Raw genomic sequence first — 5,159 nt, forward strand, 5'->3', positions numbered from 1 at the left:
CAGCATGTACCTCTTCGAGGACTCGCCGGGGCTGATCGAAGTGATCCCTCTTGCCCCCTCGGTCGACGCTTTGGTGCGGCTCCTTGAGAACGTGGAAGACTTCCGGTTGATGCGGGGCGGGTTCGCCGCGCTGGCGGGGCGGACTGGTACTGACGTAGTGGCGGAGGCTTCGGCCCTGCTGATGTCGGCCTTCACTGACGAGGACTGGGGCAAGGAAGGCTGGGGTAGCGCAGGCACACCGGCCGCCGGGGAGAGCCCCCTCCCTGCGTTCTGGCGGATCGCCGCCCTCATCAGACCGCTGGCTCTGGTCGCCCGGCCGGGCATAGGCCTTCGCCTGGACCTGCCAACAAGGCTGCTGGACGAGGAGTTCGGCCCGGAAGCGATAATTCGCATCGACCCGTCTGCGCTGCCTGCGGCCCTGGTTCACGAGCCGACCCGACAGTTTCTCGCGGAGGTCGGGCTCCCGAGGGTGGAGCTCGGCGTGTTCGGCATGTGGCGTGATCAAAACCTGCTTTTGACACTCACGGACGCCGCGACTTCCAGGGACGAAGACTCCTGCAAGACGCCGGCCGGTGCGGACAACTTGATTTGCCTTGGCAGCCTGAGCCACGACTTCGAGATCGTGATCGACGGCAGCACGGGGCTCCTCTCGTACCACCTCTACGGTGACGACACGACGACTCCAGTCAACGCCGACATCTCCACGCTGGCGTTCACGATATGGATGTACAGCCGAGAGCAACGCCTCGACGAGGATCACGGCTTCACCCAAGACTTCTACGAGCAGCTCGCTGACACGATGATCGAGGTCCTCTCGTCAGTGGACCCCGTCGCCTGTCGTCCTCCGACAGACGAGGACGACTACGGGTACTGGCTGGAAATTTTCCGCGACGAGCCGGGAGGCGTGCTCCAGTCCTGACGGCGCACCTCAACCGACGGAGGGCGTCCCAGCAGCCCAGGTTCGTCGCGGCATCAGGCACCAGCCCCAGCGCTGGAGGCTCAGGTACACGGAAGGCCGAAATCCAGCCGGAGGCCATCCGTCCGCCGATTGACGTCACCATTGCATGCGTCAACTCACGTGCAGCCTGGGCAGGATGAGCCCATGACGTTCACTTGGGAGATTCCACCGTGGCAGCGGAACGAGGACTGCACCCACATGGCGGTGATGCTCACGAATGTGGGCGAGGGGCAGATCGCTCTCAACACGGAGAGCGTGCGAGGTGACAACCCCACAGAAGCGCTCGCCGACCTCCTCATGGGGCCCGGTGGCGCCGGCGGTGCGGCGTTGATGCCCAGCCTCGTAGCCGTGGTCGTGCGGCGCGGCATCGACGTGATGTGGATGGCCCAGCCGCCCATCCAGGTTGCGGCTTCAGAGAATGGCGAGTGGGAGATCGCTGTCGAGGGCGCATCCAATGGTGATGTGGCTGCGTTTTCCGCCGCGGACGCACGCGATCTACTGGCCCGTCTACAAGCCGCGTACGGCGCCGGGTAGCTCCTGTCGTGCCGCAACGGAGCCCCTGGCGCATCGGCGGCCGGGGCCTCCGCGACGTTCATTGGTACGCCTCCCTCCTCGAGGAGGGAGGACAGCCGCGGTCAGGCGGCGGGCTGCAGGGCTGTGTGGTCGGTGGCGAGGGCCTGGAGACGGTCGGCCACGGTCTCTGGGCCCAATGCCGCGAGGGCCCACAGGACACTGAGCCGGCGGCCGGAGGCCCAGATATTGATCAGTGGCGGCAGGAACGGTGTCACGGCGATGTTCCGGGCGGCGAACGGTGCCTCATCGAGATAGGCCATGCCTCCGGTCCCGCACAGATACGCGCGGGCTCCGGTCACGGCAGCGAGGTCGGCGAGCCGCTGGGATCGGCCTGGCCGGGAGGGCAGTTGGCTGCTGGCGAGGACCTTGCCCTTCCAGCCGAGCAGGTCCAGCAGGACGCGGGTTGAGGTCTCGGCGACGGCCGCAGTACGGCTGGTGGTGAAGGCGTCCAGCACTGGGTCCAGGGCCTGGGCGAGGACGGGCCAGTGCGGGCTGGCGCCATAGTGCTGCCGCAGCATTCCCGCGGTCCGGCGGCGGGCCCGCTCTGGATCGGCGATCACCGCGTCCCTGATGAGGGTCGGGCGGCCCTGGGGCAGGTGGGTGGGGATGGTGAGCCACTGGTGGCAGGCCGGGGCGGCGAGGTCAGCGAGGCGGGCTCGGTGCTGGTAGTCGCGGCGGGTGAACTGAACGTCGTCCAGGACGATCCAGTAGTCCGAAGCGAACAGCTTGGCCAGCGTGGTCAGCCTTGGGAACAGGTTGGGCTGGTGAATGGCGCACAGCCCACCCGGCTTCGGCAGGTCAAGAAGAGATGAGGCGGCTGGTAAAGCCGTCGTTGATGAGGGATTCGTACGCTCCATGCACGTCCTCCGGGACCTCCTGCTCGATGGCGAATCCGAGCTTCGGATACTCGATGACCCGCTGGAGGTCGCCGACGAGCATGTCCAGGACGAGCTTCTCGTCGCCGATGGACTTCAGATAGTCGTCGAACTCCAGCGGCTCCGACGCGCAGAGGATCTCGACGTCGGGCCACAGCTTGCGGGCGGTCGCGAACGACCGCCTTTCCATATAGGGCTTGGACACCAGCAGCACCGTGGTCGGGGTGATGCCGGCATCGGCGAGGACCTCTCGGGAGAAGGTGATGTTCTGCCCGGTGTTCCCAGCGTTGGGCTCCAGCAGTATCGCGTCCGCGGGGACGCCGAGTTCGATCGCGTGCTCGCGGAAGTGGACAGCCTCACCGCGAGGGAAGACCCTGGCGGTGGTGGGGCTGTTGCCGCCGGTGAACACCAAGGTCGGGAAGAGCCCGGCGCGATACAGCTCGGCGGAGTGGGCGGCGACGCCGAGGTCGTGGCTGCCCAGTCCGATCGCCACATCGACGGGCCGCAGTTCGTGCTGCATCTGGTGGTAGTCCCAGATCAGCTTGGCCTGGCCCCACTGGTCCTCGGTGATGGCCTGCCGGTTGTCGCTCACGCGTGTGTTCTCCCTAGTCACCGTTGCCGGGGGCCGGTCGGCCCCTCGCTCATGGCCTTGATGCCCTCGATACTGCGCAGTTGGTGCACGAGGCCGTACTGCGCGGCTGTCCTGGCGGCCTGGTCGAGGACGAGTAGTCCATCATCCCGGGTCGCTGCGTCGGAGAGCAGGATGTGGCCATGAGCGGTGTCCAGTCGCACGCGTTGCATCGGTGATTCGGGTCTCCCGCTGTTGCGGGCGATGTCGATGAAGTGCAGGGCCTGGGTGAGGTCGCCGGCGCCGCGGCGGGCGAGGGCGAGTTTCTGGTGGGCCACCGACCAGTCGTCGAGTTCAGAGAGGTCTTCGAAGTCGCGGGTCGCAGCCTGCATGACGCGGGTCGCATAGTCGTGGTTGCCGTCCTTGCTCAGCGCGGTCCCCACCCACAGCCGGGCCCTTGCGCGGTCGCGGCGGGAGAGCCGGTCGTCGACGGCGAGGGTTTCGTAGGTGCGGGCGGCGATGTCCAGCTTCCCGGACATCTCGGTGACGACCGCGAGGGACAGGTCGAGCTGGGCGACGCGCCGGGGGATGTCGAGCTGGGTGAACACGGATCGGGCGCTGGCATAGGACTGCTGGGCCGTGAGCGGGCCGAGGACGGCGCCCTGGTCGCGCTTGAGGTCGCCGAGCAGCGCGGTGGAGCGGGCGAACAGATACAGGCCCTTCACGTCCAGTTCGGGAGCCTTGAACCGGCCGAGCCAGCGCGCCAGGAGGCTGTCGGCGAAGGTGAAGTTCTGCCGGGATAAGGCGACGACGACCCGGTCCAGGTCGTCGGCCCAGGACTCGTATTCCCAGGCCCGGGGTCCGGAGGCGGTGACGCGGCGCCGGGCTGTGGTCGTGGCGCTGGTCATCTCGGACAGGAGCGTCTCGAAGCGCAGGTGGACGGCGGCATCCCCGCGGCCGAGCGCGGTGTCGAGGATGGCCTGGGTGTCGGGTCTGGGCGCGGTGGCGGCGAGCTTGGACTCCCACTTGGAGACGGTCGCAATCGCCAGGCCGAGGTCCTGGGCGAAGGCCCGCACGCTCAGTCGCAGGGCGAGCCGCAGGGCCTTGGCCTCCAGGCCGGTCCAGTGGTGCACGGTCGCCACGCGTCACTCCCTTCCGCCAGTCATCGAAGCACGGTCTGTGCAGCCGGTGGGACGGAAGTGGAACGGAAGTGGAACAGGCGGTGATTGGCCGGGAGTTGGTCAGCGTCCACGCTCAAGGAGTCGCCAGTTGTCGAGCCCTTCGGACGGTCCCCAGCATGGAACCCCTCACGGAACATCGCCAGGTCAGCGGCCCGGTCGTCTACGGCTTCCTGCGGCTGGTGCGGGTCTCCGCGGCCCGGCATGCGGCGCTGGCCGCGTCGCTCACCGAGTACTGCCGCAGCCACGAGCTGCAGCTGTCCGGCGTTTTCACCGACCGTGACGTGAGTTCCGGGCCGGACTCTGCGGCGTTCACCGGGCTGCTGGACGTGCTGGTCCTGCCGGACGTCTATGGCGTGATTGCCCCGGCCATGTCGCACATGGGGCCGAAGGCCATAGCCACCGAACGCGGACGCAAGATCGAAGCGGCCGGCTCGCGGCTGTTGCTGGTCCGTCGCCCCCGCACAGCGCACCCACCCGTCGCCCGAAGCGGCCCCGTCCGCCGCCGCGGCCCGGGAACCACCCGCGTCCAGGACACCGAGTCATGAGGGCCACTATGACCGAAACGACCCAGCGGTTCTTCAAGGCCCAGCCCGAATCGATCGGCCAGGCACGGAGGTTCGCCACGGACGCCCTGACCGAATGGGACCTGCCGGGTCGTGCCGACGACATCCGGCTCTGCGTCTCCGAGCTCGCCACCAATGCCCTGGTCCACGGCACCGTCGCCGACCACGGTTTCCTGGTCAAGCTGGATGCGGACGACGACGTCGTACGGCTGGAAGTGCATGACAGCCGCAGCCAGCACCCCGCGGTCCGCCAGGCGGCCGATACGGACCTGTCCGGACGCGGCCTGACGCTGGTGAGTGTGCTCGCCGATGGCTGGGGAGTCGAGGACCGCACCCCGATCGGGAAGGTCGTCTGGTCCTGCTTCAAGGCCGCAGGGGGGACGGCGTCATGACCGTCATCCTCACCCCGCCCGGTCAGGAACTGCGCCTGCTGGTGTCGCT

At 68.0% G+C, this 5,159-nt stretch carries 7 protein-coding genes; 4 read left to right on the top strand and 3 right to left on the bottom strand.

All coding sequences use genetic code 11. The annotated features are described in order from the left end of the window. Positions 1-919 (top strand): SUKH-4 family immunity protein (locus tag ACWFR4_RS47455; protein WP_453658039.1); only part of this gene is annotated, 919 nt, incomplete at its 5' end. A 183-nt stretch (positions 920-1,102) separates the two neighbouring features. Further along, the gene (locus ACWFR4_RS47460) at positions 1,103-1,492 is read left to right on the top strand and encodes a hypothetical protein (protein ID WP_453658041.1); all 390 of its coding nucleotides are present in this window, start codon (positions 1,103-1,105) and stop codon (positions 1,490-1,492) included. 101 nt (positions 1,493-1,593) lie between these two features. Here the strand turns inward: ACWFR4_RS47460 and ACWFR4_RS47465 are convergent, their stop codons facing one another. The 3 genes from ACWFR4_RS47465 to ACWFR4_RS47475 are packed head-to-tail and all read right to left on the bottom strand — an operon-like array spanning position 1,594 to position 4,116. Beyond that, positions 1,594-2,388 carry a WbqC family protein gene (locus ACWFR4_RS47465; protein ID WP_453658043.1) on the bottom strand — a complete coding sequence of 265 codons (795 nt, stop codon included), beginning with the start codon at positions 2,386-2,388 and terminating at the stop codon, positions 1,594-1,596. Continuing rightward, entirely contained in the window at positions 2,330-2,998 is a 669-nt protein-coding gene (locus ACWFR4_RS47470) for a YdcF family protein (RefSeq protein WP_453658045.1), read from the bottom strand. Before ACWFR4_RS47470 ends, ACWFR4_RS47465 begins: the two co-directional genes overlap by 59 nt. Before the next feature lie 17 nt (positions 2,999-3,015). Further along, the gene (locus ACWFR4_RS47475) at positions 3,016-4,116 is read right to left on the bottom strand and encodes a helix-turn-helix domain-containing protein (RefSeq protein ID WP_453658047.1); all 1,101 of its coding nucleotides are present in this window, start codon (positions 4,114-4,116) and stop codon (positions 3,016-3,018) included. 155 nt (positions 4,117-4,271) lie between these two features. On the opposite strand from ACWFR4_RS47475, the gene ACWFR4_RS47480 reads away from it, so the two are divergent. Then, positions 4,272-4,700: a hypothetical protein gene (locus tag ACWFR4_RS47480; RefSeq protein WP_453658049.1), complete on the top strand. Its 429-nt coding sequence runs from the start codon at positions 4,272-4,274 to the stop codon at positions 4,698-4,700. 8 nt (positions 4,701-4,708) lie between these two features. Next, entirely contained in the window at positions 4,709-5,110 is a 402-nt protein-coding gene (locus tag ACWFR4_RS47485; protein ID WP_453658051.1) for an ATP-binding protein, read from the top strand. Positions 5,111-5,159 lie beyond the last annotated feature (49 nt).

The sequence above is a fragment of the Streptomyces sp. NPDC055140 genome (assembly GCF_053607285.1).

Bases quoted from the DNA above. Each gene is read 5' to 3' on its own strand.
- ACWFR4_RS47460 (WP_453658041.1), top strand. From the start codon at position 1,103: ATGACGTTCACTTGGGAGATTCCACCGTGGCAGCGGAACGAGGACTGC.
- ACWFR4_RS47465 (WP_453658043.1), bottom strand. From the start codon at position 2,388: ATGGAGCGTACGAATCCCTCATCAACGACGGCTTTACCAGCCGCCTCA.
- ACWFR4_RS47480 (WP_453658049.1), top strand. From the start codon at position 4,272: ATGGAACCCCTCACGGAACATCGCCAGGTCAGCGGCCCGGTCGTCTAC.
- ACWFR4_RS47485 (WP_453658051.1), top strand. From the start codon at position 4,709: ATGACCGAAACGACCCAGCGGTTCTTCAAGGCCCAGCCCGAATCGATC.